The organism is Mycobacterium sp. NTMscope_MAC_269, assembly GCF_976985695.1.
Genome location: NZ_OZ335668.1, coordinates 4,794,945 through 4,815,911, shown reverse-complemented (window position 1 = coordinate 4,815,911; position 20,967 = coordinate 4,794,945). Strand labels below are relative to the sequence as shown.

Sequence of the window (20,967 nt, the reverse complement as noted above, 5' to 3'; positions counted from 1 at the left end):
TCGTTTGTCACCGCGCCATGTTGGCAAAGCGCGACAGGTGCAGCTGGTGCGCAACAGTCACCGTCTTCGTCGGGCCGTTGCGGTGTTTGGCGAGAATGAAATCCGCCTCTCCCCCGCGCGGATCGTCCCGTTCGAACGCGTCCGGCCGGTTCAGCAGGATCACCATGTCGGCATCTTGCTCCAAGCTTCCCGATTCGCGAAGGTCGGACAGCATCGGCTTTTTGTCGGTGCGCTGCTCGGGACCGCGGTTGAGCTGGCTGATCGCGACGACGGGAACCTCGAGCTCCTTGGCCAAAAGCTTGAGGTGGCGCGAGAATTCGGACACCTCGAGCTGTCGCGACTCGACCTTCTTTCCCGACGACATCAGCTGCAGATAGTCGACCACGACCAGACGTAGGTCGGCTTTCTGCCGCAACCGGCGCGCTTTGGCGCGGATCTCCATCATGGTCAGGTTCGGCGAGTCGTCGATATACAGTGGGGCCTCGCTGATTTCGCTCATCCGCCGCGCCAGCCGCGTCCAGTCCTCATCGCTCATACGGCCCGAGCGCATGTCCGCGAGTTTGATTTTCGCCTCCGCCGACAGCAACCGCATCACGATCTCGGACTTGCTCATTTCTAGCGAGAAGATGACGCTGGCCATCCGGTGCTTGATCGAACACGAGCGTAAAAAATCTAGTCCTAGCGTCGATTTCCCCACTCCAGGCCTGGCCGCCACGATGATCATCTGCCCGGCGTGCAGACCGTTGGTCACCTCGTCGAGCTCGGTGAAACCGGTTGGCACACCGCGCGCCACGCCGCCGTTGGAGGCGATGGCGTCGATCTCGTCCATCGTCGGCTGCAACAGATCCTCAAGCGGGACGAAATCCTCCGTCGTTCGCCGCTCGGCCACCTCGTAGATCTCGGCCTGCGCTCGGTCGACGACCTCGGCCACATCGGCGCCCTCGGCGCCCGCGTAGCCGTACTGCACCACCCGGGTTCCGGCCTCGACGAGCCGCCGCAGCAGCGCCTTCTCGGCCACGATGGTCGCGTAGTAGCCCGCGTTGGCCGCGGTCGGCACCGTCGAGATCAGCGTGTGCAGATACGGCGCGCCGCCGATCCGGCGCAGCAGGTTGCGGCGATCCAACTCGGCGGCGACCGTGACGGCGTCGGCCGGCTCCCCACGCCCGTACAGATCCAGGATCGCGTCATAGACGTTCTGGTGCGCGGGACGGTAGAAGTCCCCGGGCCGCAGCCGCTCGAGCACGTCGGCGATGGCGTCCTTGCTCAGCAACATGCCGCCCAGCACGGCCTGCTCGGCCGCGAGATCCTGCGGCGGTTGACGTCCGAAGTCCTCGCTGGGCGACGATGCATCCATGCCCGACGTCAGATCATCGACGACCGCCATGGATTCCCTTCTCCCGTGATCCACTCACCCGAACATACATTCGATAGCTGACATTGAGGGTAGGTCAAGGTCCTGACACCTTCGCCCCAGAGCATTCGCGCGCCAGACGCCGGGACGACGTTAGACGTTGCTGGCTACTAGGTAAAAGGGGTGCTGTTCATGAAGCTGTGGATCGTGTGTGCATATCCGTCGACACCTGTGTTGACCGGGGTGTGGAGAACCTGTGGATTAATGCAAAGGGCTAGGACATCAGTGCAGATACCAGCCATACAACGCCATCAAATTTGTGTGGACAAGAATCTCTACGGCGTGTCGGGCCAGGTTACCGTCCCGGGCGTGTTGGCTTTCCGCGACATTTTCCCAGCGTTACGGGCCGGTAACGGGGACCGGCCGAATGCACCCGGGAAATAGTTCGCTAGGGGGCATGTCCGCGACCGCCCGGGGCGGACGGCGGCCGCAAGGCCGCTGCACAACGAAGCCCGGCGGCGGCCGATCAAGGCCACCGCCGGGAATGAGCAAATGTGGGGCGCTTAGCTCTGCGCCACTACCTCGAGCGCAACCTCGACGTCGACCTCCGGGTGCAGGTGCACCGCCACCGGGTGGGTACCGAGGGCTTTGATGTGCGACTTGGGCAGCCGGACGATCCGTTTGTCCAGGTTGGGACCGCCCGCCTTCTTGATCGCGGCGACGATATCGCCGGCGGTCACCGAGCCGAACAGCTTCCCGGAATCCGCGGCGGTTTTCACGGGCAGCGAGACCGGCCCCAGCGCCTCGATCGCGGTCTTGAGCTCGTTGGCGTGGCCGAGGTCGCGCACCGCCTTGGTTTCGCGGGCCCGGCGGATGTCGTCGGCCTGCTTCTGCGCGCCGCGCGAGGCCACGATCGCCAGACCGCGCGGGAGCAGGTAGTTGCGGCCGTAGCCATCCTTGACCTCGACAGTGTCGCCGACGGTACCGAGGTGGTCGACGTCAGCCGTCAGAATCAGCTTCATCGTTTTCGTACTTTCAGTTGGCCTTCAGCGACTATCGCGCCGAGGAGGTGAAGGGCAGCAGCGCCACTTCGCGGGCATTCTTCACCGCGATGGCGACGTCACGTTGGTGCTGCACACAGTTGCCGGTGACGCGACGCGCACGAATCTTGCCGCGCTCACTGATGTAGGTGCGCAGCAGCGCGGTGTCCTTGTAGTCGATCGTTTGATCTTTTTTGGCGCAGAAGACACATTTCCGTGCCTTGACCGGCTTTTCCGGAGCCGGGCGCCGCTTGTTGGACTTGGCCATGTCTGTCTTTCTTTCCTTTTTCTACTGCTGAAGTTTCTTAGAAGGGCGGTTCGTCGTCGCCGCCGCCGAACGAGCCCGATGCCGGCGCACTGCCCCAGGGGTCGTCGGCCGGTGCGCTGCTCGCGGGCGCCGCCTGCTGGCGGGATCCACCGCCGCCGCCACCGCCGAAGCCGCCACCACCGCCACCGCCGCCACTGCGCGAGGCCTTGTTGACCTTGGCCGTGGCGTACCGCAGCGAGGGACCGATCTCGTCGACCTCGACCTCGACGACGGTGCGCTTCTCGCCTTCACGGGTCTCGAACGAACGCTGCTTGAGCCGGCCCGTGACGATCACGCGGGAGCCACGGGTGAGGCTTTCGGCGACGTTCTCAGCGGCTTCCCGCCAGATGTTGCACCGCAGGAACAGCGCCTCGCCGTCTTTCCACTCCCCACTCTGGCGGTCATAGATGCGAGGCGTCGACGCCACCGTGAAATTCGCGACGGCGGCACCCGACGGAGTGAACCGCAGCTCAGGGTCTGCGGTCAGGTTTCCGACGACGGTGATAGTGGTGTCACCAGCCACAGTTTCCTCCTCGTTCCACGCTGTTGCTCGCCGCTCCGGTAGTGGATGTCATGAGCGTGTTCTCGCTGAGAGCCTACGCACGTGCGCCCCGCCGTGGGTCCACGGCGCGGCCACGATTGTTAGTGCTTGTCGGTGCGCATCACTTTGGTGCGCAGTACCGACTCGTTGAGGCTCAGCTGGCGGTCGAGCTCGGACACCGTCGCCGGCTCGGCTTTCAGGTCGACGACGACGTAGATGCCTTCGGCGTGCTTGGCGATCTCGTAGGCCAGCCGGCGCCGGCCCCAGATGTCGACCTTGTCGACGGAGCCGCCATCCTTGCGGACGACGTTCAGGAACGTCTCCAAGGACGGGGCCACGGTGCGCTCGTCGAGCGTGGGGTCAAGAATGACCATGATTTCGTATGGACGCATGGAAACCTCACCACCTCCTCTGGTCTCTAGCGGCCACGGCCTATCCGTGGCAGGAGGGTCGCCTGCGTCGGCAACCGCATCAGGCTACCGGATAGCGGCCTGACCAGAAAAATCCGGGAGAGGGGGCAACGTCGCTATCGACGGGCGGCCAGAAATTCCTTGGCCCTGGCCACCGTCGCCGGATCGGCCTTGGCGAGTGCACCGGAGTCGAAGGGCGGCTGCGGGTCGTATTCGATGAGCAGCTGGGCGGCCTGCGCGGCCTGGCGATCGACGAGGAGCTCCACCAGCCGCAACGCCATGTCGATGCCGCTGGAGATCCCCGCCGCGGTGATGATCCGCTGCGGTAGGTGCTCGACGACTCGTTCCGGCACGTACCGCGCGCCCAAACTGTTGAGCAGCTCGGCGGCGCCCCAGTGGGTGGTGGCGGTCAGCCCATCCATCAGCCCCGCCGCAGCCAACAGCAGCGCGCCGGTGCATACCGAGGTGGTGAACCTGGTGTTCGGATGCACCGCCCGCAGCCAGTCGCGGATGGACTCGTCGTGGATCAGCTGGCGGGTGCCGATGCCGCCGGGGAACACCACCACGTCCGGCGCGCTCACCTCGTCGAAGGTGGCGTCGCAGCTGACGCCGAGCATCCCGTTATCGGTCCGCACCTCACCGCGACGGTGCCCGACGAACACGACGTCGATCGACGGAATGCGTTGCAGCACGTCGTAGGGGCCCACCGCATCCAGCGCGGTGAAGCGCGGAAAGATCGGAATCGCAACCTGTGTCATGGCGCCGCGCTGCTCGCGATCGCGGGTTCTTGGTCGGCCTGGTCGGATGCCCGCGCGCTCGCACGGCGTGACCCCGCCGGCCGCAGCCAGTCCGGTAGCCAGCCGGGCGGGGCGTCGGGTGCGCGGTCGAACGGTCCGCCCGACGGGTCGTCGACCCGTCCGCCCCAGCGCACCAAATCCTCGTCGGGCCGGTAGATCTGACGGATCACCAGCGCGCACAACCCGATGACCGCGACGTCCCGCAGCAGCACCGTGGTGGTGAAGAACTGCTCGGGCAGTGAACGGTTCGGGTTGCCGTACAGGTAATACATCCGCGGCACCCACACCAACGCATCGATGGTCATCCAGGCCAAAAGCACCCGACGATGCGGTAGCGCGAGCACCGCCAGCGGCACCAGCCACAGCGAGAACTGCGGGCTCCACACCTTGTTGGTCAGCAGAAAAGCCGCCACCACCAGGAACACGACCTGCGCCACCCGAGGCCGTCGCGGAGCGGTCAAGATGATGAATGCGATTGCCGCACAACATGTCACGAACAGCACCGCCACCACCGTGTTGAGCACCGTCGGCGGCTGCCAGAACCCCAGCTTGGGATCGAAACCCCGCCAGCCGGTGAACGACTTCACCACGTTGTACAGCGAGTCCATGTCATCGCCACGTCGCGTATTGAGCCGGAAAAACTCCGACCATCCGCGCGGAAAGAACACCAGCACGGGCAGGTTCACCAGCAGCCAGGTCACCACGGCCGCCACCGCGGTGCGGCCCCACGCGCGCAGCCGCCCGGTCCGAATTCCCAACAGCAGCATGGGGCCCAGGAACAGCAGCGGGTACAGCTTCGCCGCGGCCCCAAACCCGATCAGCACACCGGCCAACACCGGCTTGCGCCGCGCCCACGCCAGCAATCCGGCCATCGCGAAACCCGTTGCCAGCGCATCGAAGTTGGTGAAGATCTGAAAGATCAGCACCGGCGACGCCGCCACCAGGGCCGCATCCCAGACCCGCCGCCCGGCCAGTCCCGCGGACGCCCAGACGGTGGCCAGCCAGGCCAGCGCCAGCCCGAACGCCGAGATGTTGAAGAACATCACCACCTCGGCGACCACCGGAAGCGGGGCCAGCTTGCTCAGCGCCGTGTAGGTCTTGGCCAGCGCCATCGAGACGTACTGATACATCCCGGTCAGCACCGGATACTCCATGTAGCGCACCGCGGGCCGGCCGTCGTAGCGGATCTGCTGGGCGCCGGTGGAGTCGGTCTCGATCCAGCTCGACTTGTACGGAAACTTGCCCTGGCTCAACAACTCCGCGCCGTAAAGCGGCACGGTGTCGGAGTAGCACAACTCGTAGTAGGCGCGCTGGTTGTCCCAATTGGCCACGCGCTGATCGCCGGTGCCGGTGCCGGTGCTTTGCAGGCAGGCCGCCTTGGTCGACCAGCCGAGCGCCAAAAAGACCAGCCCGATCAAAAACATCACCCGCAGCGGGGTCATCAACCGGGCGCGGCCGATCAGCGCGTGCCGACCGACGGGGCCCCCGACGACGTCGGCGAGCGCGGCGCCCAGAAAGTCGGTGCGGCTCGGGCAGTCTCGGTTGTGGGCGCTACGCAGATCCGCGGCCAGCGGCCGCGGCGAAATGGTCGCGCCGTGTTCCGCGTCCCCGGTCACGGCGGCGGGGACGGCGCTTGGGGCCCACCCGGCGGGACACCCCCGCCCGGCTCCGGGGAGCCCGGCGGGCCACCGCCGGGCGGCGGAGGCGCCAGCGTGATCGTCGTGGGGGGACCGACCGGGATGGTGATGCCCGGCGCCACTTCGATGGTGGGCTGGATGACGGTTTCCGCCGGCGGCTTCGGCGGGGGCGGCGGCGCCGGCACACCCGCATAGCCGCCGATCTCGGCCGGCTTGGGGAAGGATTCGTTGGAGGTGCCCTTAAGAGCCCCGTCCATGGTGGCCTTCCAGATATCCGAGGGCAGGCCCGACCCGTAAACCGGTGCGCCCGAAGCCGTTACCAGCGGCTGGTCGCCCCTGGCCGTACCCAGCCATACGGCCGTCGACAGCGACGGCGTGTAGCCGACCATCCAGGCATCCTTGTCCGAGTTGGTGTCGCCCAGCTGGGTGGTGCCGGTCTTGGCCGCCGACGGCCGGCCGCCGGCCAGGGCGTGGCCGCGGGAGTAGCTGGCGATCGGCGCCATGGCCGCGGTGACATTGTCGGCGACGGCCTTGGGGATGCGCTGCTCGCCATTGTTCTCGGACTTGCTCGCGTCGAACAGCACCTGGCCGTCGGAATTGACGACCTTCTGCACGAAATGCGGCCGATGATAGACGCCGGATGCGGCCAGCGTGGCATACGCCGAGGCCATATCGATCACTCGGGTTTGGTACTGGCCCAACACAATTCCGTTGTTCGGCGGTCCACCCTTGCCGTCCTCGGACAGCGTGTGCGCCACGCCGGGGAAGCTGGTCGCGACGCCGGCCTGGTGCGCCGCGTCGGCCACGGCCTGCGGTCCACCCTTGAGCTTGAGCATCAGCCGGTAATACGAGGTGTTCAACGACTGCTTGAGCGCCTGGGCGATGTTGCACGTTCCGCAACTTTCGCCCTCGACGTTGCTGATCTTGATGCCGTCGACGGTCAACGGCGAACTGTCCACCTGATAACCCAGGCCGATCCCCTGCTCGAGCGCGGCGATCAAGCAGAACACCTTGAACGACGATCCGGTCTGCAGTCCGGCCTGAGCGAAGTCGAAACCGTTGGCGTCGCTTCCGCCGTAGTAGGCCCGGATGGAGCCGTCGTGCGGATCGACCGACACCACCGCCGTGCGCATGTCGGGGTCTTGGCCGTCAAGGTATTTCGACACGGCCTTTTCGGCGGCCTGCTGGGCCTTGGGATCGATGGTGGTGGTGACCTGCAGACCCTGGGTGTTCAGGGTCCGCTCGTCGATGTTGAACAGATCCATCAGTTCTCGGGTCACTTGGCGCTCGATGAGCCCGTTGGGCCCGGTCGTCTGGTTTTCCGCGCGCGCCTGATCGGGCGGCACGGTCTGCGGGAACACCTGCGCGGCACGGTCGTTCGACGACAGCGCCTTGGTCTCCACCATGCCGTCGAGCACCCAGTTCCAGCGCGCCAGGGCGCCCTTGGGATCGACGGCCGGGTCCAGCGTGGAGGGCCGCCGGATGAGCGCCGCCAGCAGCGCCCCCTCCGAGACGGTGAGCTGCTCGACGGGCTTGTCGAAGTAGGCCTTCGACGCCGCGGAAATACCGTAGGCGCCGCGGCCGAAGTAGATGATGTTCAGGTAGGCCTGCAGCACTTCGTCTTTGGACCACTCGCCCGACATCTTGGTGGCGATGACCAATTCCTTGGCCTTACGCATCAGGCCGCTGATGCCGTGTTGGGCCGAGCCGACGAGGGCGTTCTTGACGTATTGCTGGGTGATCGTCGATCCGCCCTGCAGGTCCCCGCTGCCGAACAGGTTGTTGCTCACGGCCCGCGCGAAGCCGCTGAAGTCGAAGCCGGGGTTGGAGTAGAAGTTGCGGTCTTCGGCGGCGATCACCGCCTGGCGGACGTGCACGGGCACCTGATTGAGGTTGACGTCGACCCGATTGCCCTCCGGCGGAATGATTTTGGCGATTTCCGAACCGTCGCTGGCCAGAATGGTCGAAACCTGGTTGGTACGAAGGTCACCCGGCTTGGGAATGTCGACGATGAAGTACGCCATGCCGAAGGTGACGATCGGCAACAGCACCAACACGACCGCACACAGGTAGGCCACGCGGCGCACCCACAGCCAGTTGACCTGCTGCGTCCAGGCCCAGTCGCGCCACGGCCCGGCCGTGCGCCTGCCGGGACCGTCGGGCCCCCCGGGCCCCCCACGCCGCGGCGGTGGAGGAGGAGGTCCACTGGGCGGGCGGCCTCCGAAGCTGGCGCGCTCTTGCCGGCCGGATGCCGGCCCCCGGCGGTCCAGGGCGGCCTTGACCTCGTCGAGCGCGTCACCCCGCAACGGCGTCGACGGGGGGCCGGCCAACGCGGCTTTGACTTCGTCGAGGGGGTCGGACCGCCGCGGCGCCCGGTCATCTCTGACCGGCGGCAGGATGGTGGTCAGGCGATCGTCGGGCGGCCCGGGACGGCGGCGATTGGACGGCGGCGCATTCCGTCGTCCCGGCACCTCCGGATCGGCGCCCCGCCTCTCAGGGTCGCGGCGGTCGTCCTTGTCGTGGTTGCCCACCCGCTCGGTCCCTGGCCCACGCTGGTCACCGGACGACTGGCTGTGCCGTCCTTCGTCATTCGAGCTCATTCAGTGGCCGTGCGGGCGCCGTTGCGCGCCGTCCGCGAGCGCCCGCTGCCCCGGGGAGGAGACGCCGGGCGCGCCGCACCGAGCACATATGACTTGACGAGGTGATTCCAGCTGCACGTGCGGCACACCTCCACCACGTGGACCGCGAACTCGTCGAAGCGGGTGGCCAGCATCACCAACTCTTCGGCGGTGCGCGCCGAACCCGAGACCGCCCCCAGGTGTTCGCCGAACACCCATGACACCAGCGTCAGCTGCTCCTTGCGGCAGATCGGGCACATGACCTGGCTCGGTTTCCCGTGAAACTTGGCGGCGCGCAGCAGATACGGGTTGGCGTCACACACCTCGGACACACCCGTGCGGCCCGAATAGACCTGGGCCAGCAGTGAGCGCCGCCGGAGCGCGTAATCCACTACTTGTCGCTGCAGTCGCACGCCCACCAGAGTACGACGCCATCCCGACCAGTGATACGCAACCAAAACTGTGGCGGACCGCGCCGCGGCGATCGGTGGCGGTTTCTGCGCCCAACCGGGGCCGGACTTCTACGATCATCCCGTGGCGAAATGGCTTCCGACACCGCTCGCCGGCGGGGTGACGGCAACCACCCGCGCCAAAGACAGCGATCGTCAGAACACCTGCACGATCCTCGACAACGCGCTGAGCGACGGCGAGGTCTCCGCTGAGGAGCACCGGGAACGGGTCAGCGCGGCCACCAAGGCGGTGACGCTGGGCGACCTGCAGGGTCTTGTTGCCGACCTGCAATCCAACACCGGGCGGCAACTGCCCGCCCGCGACTCGCGGCCCACGCGACCGCGGCCGGCCGGGTGGGGCACGCTGGCCGCCGCCTTCGTCGTGTCGGTGCTGCTGGGCGTGGGCATCGGATGGGGCCTCTACGGCAACACCCGCTCGCCGCTGGACTTCACCACGGACCCGGGAGCGAAGCCCGACGGCGTCAACGCCGTGGTGCTGACCCCGCCCACGCAGCTGCACTCGGTCGGCGGTCTCACGGGGCTGCTCGAGCAGATGCGCAAACGGTTCGGCGACACCATGGGCTACCGGCTGGTGATCTACCCGACCTACGCTGTGCTGGACCGTCCGGACCCCGCTGACGACCGGCGGGCGCTGGCCTATACCTACCGCGGCGGATGGGGCGATCCGACCAGCTCGGCCAAGAGCTCCTCGGACGGGCCCGTGGCGGTCGACCTGAGCAAATTCGACGTCAACGCGGCCGTCGGCATCATGCGCGGCGCCCCCGAGTCCCTGCGCATGAAGCCGTCCGACGTGAAATCGACCTATCTGATCGTCGAGCCGGCGAAGGACCCGACCACGCCCGGGGCGCTCACGCTGTCGCTGTATGTTTCCAGCGACTACGGCGGCGGCTACATCGCTTTCGGCGGTGACGGCACCGTCAAACAGATGAGTTTGCCCACGTAGCGTCCGGTCCCCGGCGCACCTGAGCCCCATCGCGCTGTGACGAATTGCAAACCAACACCAAGTGGTGTTGTGGCTAATATATCGGGACGATACGATTGCGCGAGGCGTCGGACCGTCGTAACTGGCCATGCAAACCGTTTTTTGAAGGGGGTGAATCGATGCTGGAGCTCGCCATCCTGGGTCTCCTGATCGAGTCACCCATGCACGGCTACGAGTTGCGCAAACGGCTGACCGGTTTACTCGGCGCGTTCCGGGCGTTTTCGTACGGTTCGCTCTACCCGGCCCTGCGGCGCATGCAGGGCGAAGGGTTGATCGCCGAGGACGCCGCGCCGGCCGGGACGCCGGTCCGGCGGGCCCGGCGCGTCTACCAGTTGACCGACGAGGGCCGTCGGCGTTTCGGTGAACTGGTGGCCGACACCGGTCCCCACAACTACACCGACGACGGCTTCGGGGTACACCTGGCGTTCTTCAACCGGACTCCGGCAGAGGCGCGGATGCGCATCCTGGAAGGCCGCCGCCGTCAGGTCGAGGAACGGCGGGAGGGTCTGCGTGAAGCCGTGGCGCGGGCCAGTAGCTCGTTCGACCGCTACACCCGCCAGCTGCATCAATTGGGGCTCGAGTCCAGTGAGCGCGAAGTCAAGTGGCTCAACGAGCTCATCGCCGCGGAGCGGGCTATGCCCGGCCTCTCCGAGCAAACATAATCCCCGCACGAACCAGCATCCCAGTCAGAGGTCAGAGGTTAGGAGAACGCCCATATGAGTGAGCATCAGCCGCAGGAGTCGACGGAGGTACGAGTCGCCATTGTCGGCGTCGGTAACTGCGCGTCTTCGCTGGTTCAGGGCGTGCAGTACTACTACGACGCCGACGCGAACAGTACCGTGCCCGGCTTGATGCACGTGAAGTTCGGCCAGTACCACGTGCGCGACGTGAAGTTCGTGGCCGCGTTCGACGTGGACGCCAAGAAGGTCGGATTCGACCTGTCCGAGGCCATCTTCGCCTCGGAGAACAACACCATCAAGATCGCCGACGTGCCGCCCACCAACGTGACGGTGCAGCGCGGCCCGACGCTGGACGGCATCGGCAAGTACTACGCCGACACCATCGAGGTGTCCGACGCCGACGCCGTCGACGTGGTCCAGGCGCTCAAGGACGCCCAGGTCGACGTGCTGGTCTCCTACCTGCCGGTTGGGTCCGAAGAGGCCGACAAGTTCTACGCCCAGTGCGCCATCGACGCCGGCGTGGCGTTCGTCAACGCGCTGCCGGTGTTCATCGCCTCGGACCCGGTGTGGGCCAAGAAGTTCGCCGACGCCGGCGTGCCGATCGTGGGCGACGACATCAAGAGCCAGGTCGGCGCGACCATCACCCACCGCGTGATGGCCAAGCTGTTCGAGGACCGCGGCGTGCAGCTCGACCGCACCATGCAGCTCAACGTCGGCGGCAACATGGACTTCCTCAACATGCTCGAGCGCGAGCGCCTGGAGTCCAAGAAGATCTCCAAGACGCAGGCCGTGACCTCCAACCTGCAGCGCGAGTTCAAGACGAAGGACGTGCACATCGGCCCGTCCGACCACGTCGGCTGGCTCGACGACCGCAAGTGGGCCTACGTCCGCCTCGAGGGGCGCGCCTTCGGTGACGTGCCGCTGAACCTGGAGTACAAGCTCGAGGTCTGGGACTCGCCGAACTCCGCCGGCGTCATCATCGACGCGGTGCGCGCCGCCAAGATCGCCAAGGACCGCGGCATCGGCGGCCCGGTGATCCCGGCGTCGGCCTACCTGATGAAGAGCCCGCCGCAGCAGCTGCCCGACGACATCGCGCGCACCCAGCTCGAAGAGTTCATCATCTCGGGCTAAGCAACCCTTTCGCGACCCGCGAGCGTAACGCCACGGCGATCTTCCCTCGAGGATCCGCCACGGCGTTACGCTCGCGGCCGTTGCGGCCAAATCATCGACACGATGCTGTGCAGGTGCTTAGCATCATCTTTCGATGACCGTTCAACCCGCAGCGTTCCTGCGCACCACGCTCCCGCTCGACCTGTCGCGGCTCGGCGAACTCGACAGCGGCCGCTACCACTCGATCTGGCTGCCCGATCACATGGTCAGCTTCTGGCCCGACTCGATCTGGACGCCCGAGTTCACCGATCTGGCCACCGCCTCCCCATCGCCGCACCGCCACCTGGACGGGCTCGCCGTCGCGGCCGCGGCGGCCGTGCTGACCGAGCGGGTGCCGCTCGTCAGCGCCGTGGTCGACACGGTGCGCCGCCATCCCGTCATGCTCGCGCAGACGGCGGTGACGATCGATCACCTCGCCAAGGGCCGGTTCGTCCTCGGCCTGGGCAGCGGCGAGAGCGAAAACACCCTGCCCTACGGCTTCGACTTCTCCCGTCCGGTGAGCCGTTTCGAGGAGGCCCTGACGGTGATCCGGCTGCTCTGGCAGAGCGACGGGCCGGTCGATTTCGACGGCCAGTTCTACTCGCTGCACCACGCCCGTCTGGACACCGAACCCTACGAGGGCCGGACACCGCCGATCTGGATCGGCGCCAGCGGCCCGCGAATGCTCGACATCGCCGGCCGGCACGCCGACGGATGGTGGCCGGCGGGCGCATGGACTCCCGAGCACTACGCCGAGATGCTCTCCGCGGTAAGGGCATCCGCGGAACGCGCCGGACGCGACCCGATGGCGATCACGCCGAGCTTCATCCAGGTGTGCCTGATCGGCGAAGACGACACGGCCCTCGCCGAGATCCTGCAGGCCCCTTTGGTCAAGGCGTTTCTGCTACAGGTGTCCGCGAAGACGTTGCGCGACTTCGGTTTCGAGCATCCCATGGGGGACGCTTGGCGTGGCTTCCAGGACATCGACCCCGCCGTGCTCACCCGGGACCGCATCGTCGAGTTCCTGGGCAAGGTGCGCCCCGAGATGGTGCTGTCCGTGGTGCCCCACGGGACACCGAAAGAGGTCGCCAAGATCGTCAAGACCTATGTGGACGCGGGGCTGCGCGTCCCCAAAATTCTCGACTACGGCGCCATGGCCGGATTGACGTTCGCGCAGGCCTCGACGGCGAACGTTCGCGCGGCCGAGGACGAACTCGTGCGACTGTGCGGAGACCCGTCGTGACAACGCTTTTGGATGCCGAGGAGCTGCTCGCCGGCGCGGAGGCCGAAACCGGGCTGAGCGACTACGACGATCCGACATTGCCGGAGCGCTTCGCCGTCGCCGTCGACCATCTGAACCGCCTCGGCCTGGACGCCGACGGCAGATTCGAGGCCGCGCAGGTGTGCCGATGGCTGCTGACCTCACGGCTTGAACTCATCGAAGACCGCAACCGGTACCCGATCGGCGACGAGGTGATCGACTCCCCGATGTTCGTCACCGGCGAACCGCGTTCGGGGACAACGCTGATGCACGCCCTGATGTCCGTCGACCCGCAGGCACGCGCGCTGCGGTTCTGGGAGGTGATGTATCCGTCGCCGCCGCCGGGTCTCGCCGGTCCCGACGACGAGCGCCGGGCGCGCGCCGACGCCGACTGGCGCGAGATCAACGCGAAGATGCCGAAGTGGCTGCACAGCCACCCCTACAACGACATGCTCGGCGACGGCCTTCCCGAAGACGAGCGCACCTGGGCATTCGACTTCCGGGTGATGACACCGACCGCGTGGTGGCGGGTACCCATGCAGTCCCTGGTCGGCGGTCTGGCCACCGACCCGGCCGCGCAGTACCGGCTGCACAAGGCCATGCTGCAACAGTTGCAATACCAACGTCCCCCAAAATATTGGGTGCTGAAGGGGTTTCACGGATTTCGGCTCAAGGAGATGTTCGACGCCTACCCCGACGCCACCCTGGTCTGGCTGCACCGCGACCCGGTGCAGGTCGCGGCCTCACGCACGATGATGATGGCCGACATCGCCGAAGGCATGGTCGGTTCGGTCGACCTGCACGCCCTGGCGAAGATGCATCTGGAGTTGACGCGCGATGGCGTCGCCAACACCATGACCAACCCCATGGTGGACGATCCGCGCATCCTGCACATCCGCTACACCGACTTCGTCGCCGACCAAATCGCGACGGTCCGGCGGTACTACGAGTTCGCCAGACGCCAACTCACACCCGAGGCCGAATCGGCGATGCGCGACTACCTGGCCAACAACCGCGGCGACCGCTACGGCAAGTTCTACTACTCCACCCAGCTGCTGATCGACATCGGCGGAGACCTCGATGCGCTGCACACCGAATTCCAGGCGTTCCGTGAGCGATTCGGCGTCGAGATCGAAACCAGGGGCTGACGTGACGGCGCCGCACAAACGCCTGTCGGTCCACGACGTCACCTTCTTCGGCGCGCCGCTGGCAGAGGTGGCACAGCACTGGGCGGCCCTCGGTGTGTCGCGGCTCAGCGTCTTGGACAGCGAGCTGCTCGACCCCCGTTTTCCAAAGCTGGTGCAGCGCAACGCCTACATGGTGGAGGCGGTGTGCCACATCTTCGGCGGTGGTCGGCTCGACACATCCGGGACCGCGGCGCGGGATGCGCTGCTGGCGGTGATCGATGCCGCGGCCGCAGTGGGCGCGCGGGTGGTCTACATGCTCACCGGCGGCCGCGGCGCACTGACCTGGCCGCAGGCCGCGGACCGATTCAGCGCCATGATCGCTCCCTGCGTCGAGCACGCGAGGCGGGCGGGGGTGGCGCTGGCGATCGAGAACGCGTCGAGCCTCTACGCCGACATTCATCTCGCGCATACCCTGCGCGACACCGTCGCGCTGGCCGAGATGAGCGGGCTCGGAATCTGCATCGAGCTGTTCCACTGCTGGGCGGAAGGCGATTTCGAACCGATGGTGCAGCGGGCATTGCCACGAACCGAACTCATCCAGCTCAGCGATTACGTGCTGGGCGACCGGGCGCTCCCAGGGCGCGCGGTGCCCGGCGACGGCGCGATCCCGCTCGAAGCGTTCCTTGCCCAGGCCCTGGCCGGCGGCTACGCCCACGGATTCGACCTGGAACTGATCGGGCCCCGCATCGACACCGAGGGCCGCCTGCAGGCCGCGCGACGCGCCTGCGACGTCGTCGGCGCGATGCTGAGCAGATTGGGTGCCTGACAATGGGTTTCGGTGACGGCCCCGACGACGCGACACTGCAATCGGCGTGGACCGAATTCTGCGCCCAGCTGGAGCGCGCGGGCCGGCAGGTGTTCAAAGACGCCAACCCCGCTACCGCAACCCACCGCGTGGATGCCTACCGGTTCCTCACCCAGAACCTCGGCCAGGCCTTCGATCTGGCCCTCGAAACCCGCGACACCGGCTACCCGGCGCTACACACCTTCAGCGGCCCCACCCGCAAACTCGGCGGCGACTGCGCCGACTTCACCTATCAACAGGCATGGATCGACGGGCACTCCACCTACCGGCTCACCGGCACCCGCGGCACCGCGCGGTTCTTCAACGTCACCGTGCAGGGGCGACGCACGCCCGGCCCGGGCGTCCTGCACGAACCCTTCGGCGACGCACCGGAAGCCAACCTGCTCGGCCACCAACTCGACATCGGCGAGCGCGGCGAGCTCGAGCTCTACATCGGCGGTCCCGAGCGGGGCCCGAACTGGCTGCCCACCACGCCGGAGTCACGAAAGCTGTTCATCCGCCAAGGATTCGACAGCTGGGACGAGCTTCCCGCGCAGCTGCGCATCGAGCGCGTCGACATGGCCGACCCCAAACCGCTGCCCGCGCCCGCGGACATGGTCGAGGCGATGCGCTGGGCCGGCGATTTCGTCACCGGCCTGATGTCGGATTGGCCCGAGTTCCCGTTCCACTACGGCGGTGTCGACGCCGACCACCCGAACCGCTTCCCTGGCGTCGGGGCGACCGACGCCGACGCCAAGCGCGGTCGCGCCGCCGCGAACATGTATTGGGAGCTGGCCGCCGACGAGGCGCTGATCGTCGAATTCGAAGCCCATGACGGGCTATGGATGTTCACCAACATGGGCGTCTTCTTCAACAGCATGGACTACCTGTACCGGCCGGTGAGCTACACGCCGAGCCGCACCCGGATCGACCGCGACGGACGCATCCGGCTGGTTATGGCTCACCGTGATCCCGGCGTGCACAACTGGCTGGACACCCAGGGCTTCGAACGCGGCAACCTCACCTACCGCCACATGCTCGAGGGCGGACCCGTCGCGCTGGGCACCCGGGTGGTCAAGCACGACGAACTGCCCGGCGTGCTCCCCGAGGGAACCGCCATGGTGAGCGCCGAACAGCGGGCCGCCGCGATGTGGGAACGCTTCCGCGGCATTCGCCGCCGCTATGTGCTCTAGATGGTGCGGGCTAGGGTCAAGGATCGTGACCGAAGTATCTGAGGACGGGCTGGCCGGGCTGTCCGAATTCTCGCTGCTGTCCGAAAACGCCGAGCAGGCCGGGGTGTCGGGCCCACTGCCCGACGTCGAGCGCGTCGAATCCGGCACCGGTGAAGCCAAGATCAGCGCGCTGCGCTGGGGCGGTGCCGCGCCGCGCATCGTGTTCATCCACGGTGGCGGGCAGAACGCGCACACCTGGGACACGATCATCGTCGGCCTTGGTCAGCCCGCGCTGGCCGTCGACCTTCCCGGGCATGGCCACTCCGCCTGGCGCGAGGATGGCGACTATTCGCCGCGGCTCAACGCCGACACCTTGCTGCCGATCCTGCGCGAGCACGCACCATCGGCCGACCTCGTCGTGGGCATGTCGCTCGGCGGACTGACCGCGATCCGGCTGGGCGCGGTGGCGCCCGAGCTCGTCAAGGAACTCGTGCTGATCGACGTCACGCCCTCGGCGCTGCAACGCCATTCCGAGATGACCAAGGAGCAGCAAGGCACCGTGGCGCTGATGCACGGGGAACGGGAGTTCCCCAGCTTCCAGGCCATGCTGGACCTGACGGTCGCCGCCGCGCCACACCGCGAGGTGAAGGCGCTGCGGCGCGGGGTGTTCCACAACTCCCGCAAGCTCGACAACGGAAGCTGGACCTGGCGCTACGATGCCATCCGCACCTTCCCCGACTTCTCCGGCCTCTGGGACGACGTCGACGCGTTGTCCGCACCCGTGACCCTCGTGCGCGGTGGCACATCGGGTTTCGTCAGCGACGACGACGCGGCCGAACTCGACCGTCGCGCAAAGCATTTCCGCGCAGCACACGTGGTCGAGAATTCGGGACACTCGGTGCAGAGCGACCAACCCCTCGCGCTGATCGACCTGCTGCGCGGGGTGCTCGACGCGCGCTGAACCGGCATGAGCGACCACGACCCCAACGCTAGAGCTTCCGGGCGCCCGCGTGACGCCTCGATCGACGAGCGCGTGCTGTCGGTGACCCGCGGCCTGCTGGTGGAGGTGGGCTGGGACGAGTTGAGCATGCGCCTGGTCGCGGCGCGGACCGGCGTCGGGCGATCCAGCCTGAACCGCCGCTGGTCGTCCAAGGCGGAACTGGTGCTGCACGCCATCCTCGGTGAAACCCCCGACCTGGCACCGTTTTCCGGTACCGACCTGACCGGCTGGATTGACTGGGTGGTGCGCGGTAGTCACGAATTGTTCGGCAGGCCGGACGTGCGGGCCGCGGTACCGGGCTTACTGCTGGCCCTCGGCGAAAACGACGACTTACGCAGGGACCTGTGGGAAAGGTTCAGCGGGCCGGCCGTGCAGCTTTTCGCCGACGACGTGCACGCGACGACGCCCGCCCAGCGGCGCCGGGCCGACGTCGACGCCCGCGCGACCCTGGCGATGGCGGCGGGCGCCGCGCTGTTCGTCACGACGGTCGCCGTCGAGGACGACTCCGAGACCCTACGAAAGCGGATCGCTCACCTGTTGATCACGGCCGTCGCGGCGTCCCACCCGCAATGACTCGACAATCGCCGCTTTCGGGGACCGCCAGGTGATTCCGAAGTCGCCCACGGTCTTGCTGTCGTCAGTGGGGGTGGCGGCGGTCAGCAGCAGCGCCGCCTCGTAACTGAGGCCGTCACCGAGCGCGATGTAGCGGCCGGCGGCGTCGGCCAGACGACCGATGCCACGCAACAGGCCCGGCGACAACGGCACGCGCCGCACCCGGCGGCCCAGCCCCTCTTCGAGCGCGTCGATCATCTCGTCGAAGGTGAGTAGGTGCCCACCGCACACGTAGCGGTGCGGGCCACGACCGGCCTGCATGATCCGCGCGTGCACGTCGGCGACGTCTCGCACGTCGACCATCTGCATGCCGCCGCGGACCTTTGGTGCCACCGCCCACCGCGCGATCGGCGCCCATCCTTGTTCGGTGATGCCGGCGGCAGTGCCGAACGCCGGCCCCACGACGCTCGACGGATACGTCACGACGACGGGCGCCCCGGTCTCCTGCAGCCGCCGGGCGACCCGGTCGGCGTACCCCTTGGTCTTCGCGTACGCGCTGCGGCCAGGCGCCGGGGGCGAGTCCGGCGTGATGATGCCATCGGGCGGCGGAAACAGCGCGCTGTAGCTGCTGACCAACACCACCGGGTCGAGCGCGAGGTCGACCGCGCGAGTCAAAATCGCCTCCGTCGCATAGGCATTGACCTCCCACATCAACGGCGCGCGGCGTTCGTCGGTGCCCACGATTCCGGCGGCATGCAATAGGGCGTCGGCTCCGGTGAGGAGTTCCTCAATGGTCGCGGCGGATCTCACGTCACCGGTCAACACCGTCACCGAACCGAGCGCCCGTAGCCGGTCGAGGACGGTGTCGGGGTCAGTGGGAGTGGCCAACAGCTTCACGTGGTGGCCGGCCCGGATCAATGCACGCACCGTGTGCGCGCCGAGATATCCGGTTCCGCCCGTCACCGCTACGCGCATAGATAGTTCTCCGCTCTGTGATCGTTCCGTCCGTGCTATATTTCGGTGCCAATGGTATCGAAACTGGCGTTCAGTCCCCTGCGTCTGGGTCCCCTCACCCTGAAGAACCGCTTCATCAAGGCGGCGACGTTCGAGGGCGTGATGCCGCGCGGCACCGTCAGCGAGGCGCTGATCGACTTCCACACCGAGGTCGCGCGCGGCGGGGCCGCCATGACGACCGTCGCCTACTGCGCGATCTCACCGGGCGGCCGCGTTCACCGCGACACCGTCGTGCTGGACCGCGATCGCGTGCCGCAACTGCGCCGGCTCACCGAGGCCGTACATGCGGCGGGCGCTCTCGTGTGCGCCCAGATCGGCCACGCCGGGCTGGTCGCCAACACGCTGTCGAACCGGGCGCCGACCCTGGCGCCGTCCACCCGGGTGAGCGCACCGGCCATGGGACTGGTTCGCGCGGCCACCTCCGAACAACTCGACGCCGTCGTCGACGGATTCGGGACGGCAGCCCACAACGCCGTCGACGCCGGATTCGACGCACTCGAAATCCACATGGGCCACGGGTATTTGCTCAGCTCGTTCTTCAGCCCGAATCTGAACCGGCGCACCGACCGCTACGGCGGCGACACCGTGCGCCGCGCCGAACTGGCCCGCCGCGTGGCCGAACGGGTCCGGTCCACCGTCGGCCACTCCGTCGCCGTCACCGCCAAGTTCAATATGGACGACGGCGCGCGGCGCGGCTTCTGGCTCAACGACAGCATCCCCACGGCGCAGCTTCTCGAGTCCGACGGGCACCTCGATGCGTTGCAACTGACCGGCGGGAGCTCGCTGCTGAACCCTATGTACTACTTCCGCGGCGATGTCCCGATGGACGAATTCATCGCCTCCCAACCCCGGCCGGTCGGTCTGGGTCTGCGCGTGATGGGCCGGCGCCTGTTGCGGGCCTACCCCTTCGAAGAGGCGTTCTTCTTGCCGCTTGCGCGCCAGTTCCGCGCCGCGGTTTCGATGCCCTTGATCCTGCTCGGCGGCATCAACCGGCTCGACACGGTGGATGCCGCGTTGGCCGAAGGTTTCGAGTTCGTCGCCATGGCCCGAGCGTTGCTACGAGATCCCTTCCTGGTCAACCGCTTTCGCGATGAAACCGCCACCGAAGGCTCGTGCATCCACTGCATGAAATGCATGCCCACCGTGTACAGCGGAACGCATTGCGTGGTGCGCGAGCAGATCGAGGCGACGCCAGTGGCCTGACGGAGGCCTACGGTGGGTCCTATGACTCGCGACGACATCCGCATCGGTGTGCAGCTACAACCCCAACACGCTCCGCAATACAGCCAGATCCGCGACGCCGTGCGCCGGTGCGAGGACATCGGCGTGGACATCGCCTTCAACTGGGACCACTTCTTCCCGCTCTACGGCGATCCGGACGGCGCGCATTTCGAATGCTGGACGATGCTCGGGGCCTGGGCCGAGCAGACGTCGCGCATTCAGATCGGTGCGCTGGTGACGTGTAACTCCTACCGCAACCCGGAACTGCTCGCCGATATGGCCCGCACCGTCGACCACATTTCCGACGGACGACTCGTCCTGGGCATCGGGTCGGGGTGGAAGCAAAAGGACTACGACGAGTACGGCTACGAATTCGGCACCGCCGGTAGCCGCCTCGACGACCTGGCGACCGCGCTCCCCCGGATCAAAGACCGGCTGACAAAGCTGAACCCGGCGCCCACCCGGGAAATCCCGATCCTGATCGGCGGCGGGGGCGAACGCAAGACGCTGCGGCTGGTCGCCGAACACGCGCACATCTGGCACAGCTTCACCACCGCCGACGAGTTCCCCGCCAAGTCGGAGGTGCTGGCGCGCCACTGCGCCGACGTCGGCCGCGATCCGGCCGGCATCGAACGCTCCGCGGCCGTGAAAAACGGCGGCGAACTGCTGGCTAACGCCGAAACCCTCGTCGGCCTCGGCGTCACATTGCTGACCGTGGCATGCGACGGCCCGGGTTACGACCTGACCGACGCCGAAGCGCTATGCAAGTGGCGCAATAACCGTTAAACGGGCAC

The 20,967-nt window shown here is 67.3% G+C and carries 20 protein-coding genes and 1 pseudogene; 11 read left to right on the top strand and 10 right to left on the bottom strand.

Annotation, left to right across the window (positions count from 1 at the left end; genetic code table 11):
• Window positions 1-7: 7 nt before the first annotated feature.
• The 9 genes and pseudogenes from dnaB to ACZ50Z_RS22760 all read right to left on the bottom strand — a co-directional run bounded on the left by dnaB (window position 8) and on the right by ACZ50Z_RS22760 (window position 9,114).
• Window positions 8-1,384, bottom strand: coding sequence for a replicative DNA helicase (gene dnaB / locus ACZ50Z_RS22800; protein WP_464485585.1), 1,377 nt, complete (start codon window positions 1,382-1,384; stop codon window positions 8-10).
• Between the two features lie 530 nt (window positions 1,385-1,914).
• Entirely contained in the window at window positions 1,915-2,373 is a 459-nt protein-coding gene (gene rplI, locus ACZ50Z_RS22795) for a 50S ribosomal protein L9 (protein ID WP_067170745.1), read from the bottom strand.
• 31 nt (window positions 2,374-2,404) lie between these two features.
• Window positions 2,405-2,659: a 30S ribosomal protein S18 gene (rpsR, locus tag ACZ50Z_RS22790; RefSeq protein WP_202349564.1), complete on the bottom strand. Its 255-nt coding sequence runs from the start codon at window positions 2,657-2,659 to the stop codon at window positions 2,405-2,407.
• A gap of 37 nt (window positions 2,660-2,696) precedes the next feature.
• Window positions 2,697-3,221: a single-stranded DNA-binding protein gene (locus ACZ50Z_RS22785; protein WP_202349563.1), complete on the bottom strand. Its 525-nt coding sequence runs from the start codon at window positions 3,219-3,221 to the stop codon at window positions 2,697-2,699.
• Window positions 3,222-3,340: 119 nt separating this feature from the next.
• Complete coding sequence (gene rpsF / locus ACZ50Z_RS22780; RefSeq protein ID WP_007771721.1) at window positions 3,341-3,631, bottom strand: 30S ribosomal protein S6; 291 nt, start codon at window positions 3,629-3,631, stop codon at window positions 3,341-3,343.
• Between the two features lie 134 nt (window positions 3,632-3,765).
• Window positions 3,766-4,407, bottom strand: a complete 642-nt coding sequence (locus ACZ50Z_RS22775; RefSeq protein ID WP_464486362.1) for a DJ-1/PfpI family protein — start codon at window positions 4,405-4,407, stop codon at window positions 3,766-3,768.
• Window positions 4,408-4,410: 3 nt separating this feature from the next.
• A pseudogene (locus tag ACZ50Z_RS22770) lies at window positions 4,411-6,062 on the bottom strand (glycosyltransferase family 87 protein); the annotation flags it as partial.
• Window positions 6,059-8,683, bottom strand: coding sequence for a transglycosylase domain-containing protein (locus ACZ50Z_RS22765; RefSeq protein WP_464485584.1), 2,625 nt, complete (start codon window positions 8,681-8,683; stop codon window positions 6,059-6,061). The pseudogene ACZ50Z_RS22770 and the gene ACZ50Z_RS22765, both read right to left, overlap by 4 nt.
• Window positions 8,680-9,114 carry a DUF5318 family protein gene (locus ACZ50Z_RS22760; RefSeq protein ID WP_464485583.1) on the bottom strand — a complete coding sequence of 145 codons (435 nt, stop codon included), beginning with the start codon at window positions 9,112-9,114 and terminating at the stop codon, window positions 8,680-8,682. The genes ACZ50Z_RS22765 and ACZ50Z_RS22760 overlap by 4 nt, the downstream gene beginning before the upstream one ends.
• A 121-nt stretch (window positions 9,115-9,235) precedes the next feature.
• On the opposite strand from ACZ50Z_RS22760, the gene ACZ50Z_RS22755 reads away from it, so the two are divergent.
• The 9 genes from ACZ50Z_RS22755 to ACZ50Z_RS22715 all read left to right on the top strand — a co-directional run bounded on the left by ACZ50Z_RS22755 (window position 9,236) and on the right by ACZ50Z_RS22715 (window position 17,959).
• Window positions 9,236-10,114 (top strand): DUF1707 domain-containing protein, encoded by an 879-nt coding sequence (locus ACZ50Z_RS22755; RefSeq protein WP_464485582.1) that lies wholly within the window; start codon window positions 9,236-9,238, stop codon window positions 10,112-10,114.
• Between the two features lie 158 nt (window positions 10,115-10,272).
• On the top strand, window positions 10,273-10,815 hold the full coding sequence (locus ACZ50Z_RS22750; RefSeq protein WP_008262664.1) for a PadR family transcriptional regulator: 543 nt from the start codon (window positions 10,273-10,275) through the stop codon (window positions 10,813-10,815).
• Between the two features lie 54 nt (window positions 10,816-10,869).
• Window positions 10,870-11,964: an inositol-3-phosphate synthase gene (locus ACZ50Z_RS22745; RefSeq protein WP_464485581.1), complete on the top strand. Its 1,095-nt coding sequence runs from the start codon at window positions 10,870-10,872 to the stop codon at window positions 11,962-11,964.
• 133 nt (window positions 11,965-12,097) lie between these two features.
• Window positions 12,098-13,225 (top strand): LLM class flavin-dependent oxidoreductase, encoded by a 1,128-nt coding sequence (locus ACZ50Z_RS22740; RefSeq protein WP_464485580.1) that lies wholly within the window; start codon window positions 12,098-12,100, stop codon window positions 13,223-13,225.
• Window positions 13,222-14,391, top strand: coding sequence for a sulfotransferase family protein (locus ACZ50Z_RS22735; protein WP_464485579.1), 1,170 nt, complete (start codon window positions 13,222-13,224; stop codon window positions 14,389-14,391). The genes ACZ50Z_RS22740 and ACZ50Z_RS22735 overlap by 4 nt, the downstream gene beginning before the upstream one ends.
• A gap of 1 nt (window position 14,392) precedes the next feature.
• Window positions 14,393-15,196: a sugar phosphate isomerase/epimerase family protein gene (locus ACZ50Z_RS22730; RefSeq protein WP_464485578.1), complete on the top strand. Its 804-nt coding sequence runs from the start codon at window positions 14,393-14,395 to the stop codon at window positions 15,194-15,196.
• Window positions 15,197-15,198: 2 nt separating this feature from the next.
• On the top strand, window positions 15,199-16,407 hold the full coding sequence (locus tag ACZ50Z_RS22725; protein WP_464485577.1) for a DUF1214 domain-containing protein: 1,209 nt from the start codon (window positions 15,199-15,201) through the stop codon (window positions 16,405-16,407).
• Complete coding sequence (locus ACZ50Z_RS22720) at window positions 16,397-17,347, top strand: alpha/beta fold hydrolase (protein ID WP_464485576.1); 951 nt, start codon at window positions 16,397-16,399, stop codon at window positions 17,345-17,347. The genes ACZ50Z_RS22725 and ACZ50Z_RS22720 overlap by 11 nt, the downstream gene beginning before the upstream one ends.
• Window positions 17,348-17,353: 6 nt before the next feature.
• Entirely contained in the window at window positions 17,354-17,959 is a 606-nt protein-coding gene (locus ACZ50Z_RS22715) for a TetR/AcrR family transcriptional regulator (RefSeq protein ID WP_464485575.1), read from the top strand.
• Here the strand turns inward: ACZ50Z_RS22715 and ACZ50Z_RS22710 are convergent.
• Window positions 17,900-18,913 (bottom strand): NAD-dependent epimerase/dehydratase family protein, encoded by a 1,014-nt coding sequence (locus tag ACZ50Z_RS22710; RefSeq protein ID WP_464485574.1) that lies wholly within the window; start codon window positions 18,911-18,913, stop codon window positions 17,900-17,902. The two genes, ACZ50Z_RS22715 and ACZ50Z_RS22710, sit on opposite strands and share 60 nt — an antisense overlap.
• A gap of 51 nt (window positions 18,914-18,964) precedes the next feature.
• Here ACZ50Z_RS22710 and ACZ50Z_RS22705 point away from each other — a divergent pair, with 51 nt between their 5' ends.
• Window positions 18,965-20,155 (top strand): NADH:flavin oxidoreductase, encoded by a 1,191-nt coding sequence (locus tag ACZ50Z_RS22705; protein WP_464485573.1) that lies wholly within the window; start codon window positions 18,965-18,967, stop codon window positions 20,153-20,155.
• Window positions 20,156-20,176: 21 nt separating this feature from the next.
• Window positions 20,177-20,959 carry an LLM class F420-dependent oxidoreductase gene (locus tag ACZ50Z_RS22700; RefSeq protein ID WP_464485572.1) on the top strand — a complete coding sequence of 261 codons (783 nt, stop codon included), beginning with the start codon at window positions 20,177-20,179 and terminating at the stop codon, window positions 20,957-20,959.
• Window positions 20,960-20,967 lie beyond the last annotated feature (8 nt).

Bases quoted from the DNA above. Each gene is read 5' to 3' on its own strand.
- dnaB (WP_464485585.1), bottom strand. From the start codon at position 1,384: ATGGCGGTCGTCGATGATCTGACGTCGGGCATGGATGCATCGTCGCCC.
- rplI (WP_067170745.1), bottom strand. From the start codon at position 2,373: ATGAAGCTGATTCTGACGGCTGACGTCGACCACCTCGGTACCGTCGGC.
- rpsR (WP_202349564.1), bottom strand. From the start codon at position 2,659: ATGGCCAAGTCCAACAAGCGGCGCCCGGCTCCGGAAAAGCCGGTCAAG.
- rpsF (WP_007771721.1), bottom strand. From the start codon at position 3,631: ATGCGTCCATACGAAATCATGGTCATTCTTGACCCCACGCTCGACGAG.
- ACZ50Z_RS22775 (WP_464486362.1), bottom strand. From the start codon at position 4,407: ATGACACAGGTTGCGATTCCGATCTTTCCGCGCTTCACCGCGCTGGAT.
- ACZ50Z_RS22765 (WP_464485584.1), bottom strand. From the start codon at position 8,683: ATGAGCTCGAATGACGAAGGACGGCACAGCCAGTCGTCCGGTGACCAG.
- ACZ50Z_RS22750 (WP_008262664.1), top strand. From the start codon at position 10,273: ATGCTGGAGCTCGCCATCCTGGGTCTCCTGATCGAGTCACCCATGCAC.
- ACZ50Z_RS22745 (WP_464485581.1), top strand. From the start codon at position 10,870: ATGAGTGAGCATCAGCCGCAGGAGTCGACGGAGGTACGAGTCGCCATT.
- ACZ50Z_RS22740 (WP_464485580.1), top strand. From the start codon at position 12,098: ATGACCGTTCAACCCGCAGCGTTCCTGCGCACCACGCTCCCGCTCGAC.
- ACZ50Z_RS22725 (WP_464485577.1), top strand. From the start codon at position 15,199: ATGGGTTTCGGTGACGGCCCCGACGACGCGACACTGCAATCGGCGTGG.
- ACZ50Z_RS22720 (WP_464485576.1), top strand. From the start codon at position 16,397: ATGTGCTCTAGATGGTGCGGGCTAGGGTCAAGGATCGTGACCGAAGTA.
- ACZ50Z_RS22715 (WP_464485575.1), top strand. From the start codon at position 17,354: ATGAGCGACCACGACCCCAACGCTAGAGCTTCCGGGCGCCCGCGTGAC.
- ACZ50Z_RS22710 (WP_464485574.1), bottom strand. From the start codon at position 18,913: ATGCGCGTAGCGGTGACGGGCGGAACCGGATATCTCGGCGCGCACACG.
- ACZ50Z_RS22705 (WP_464485573.1), top strand. From the start codon at position 18,965: ATGGTATCGAAACTGGCGTTCAGTCCCCTGCGTCTGGGTCCCCTCACC.
- ACZ50Z_RS22700 (WP_464485572.1), top strand. From the start codon at position 20,177: ATGACTCGCGACGACATCCGCATCGGTGTGCAGCTACAACCCCAACAC.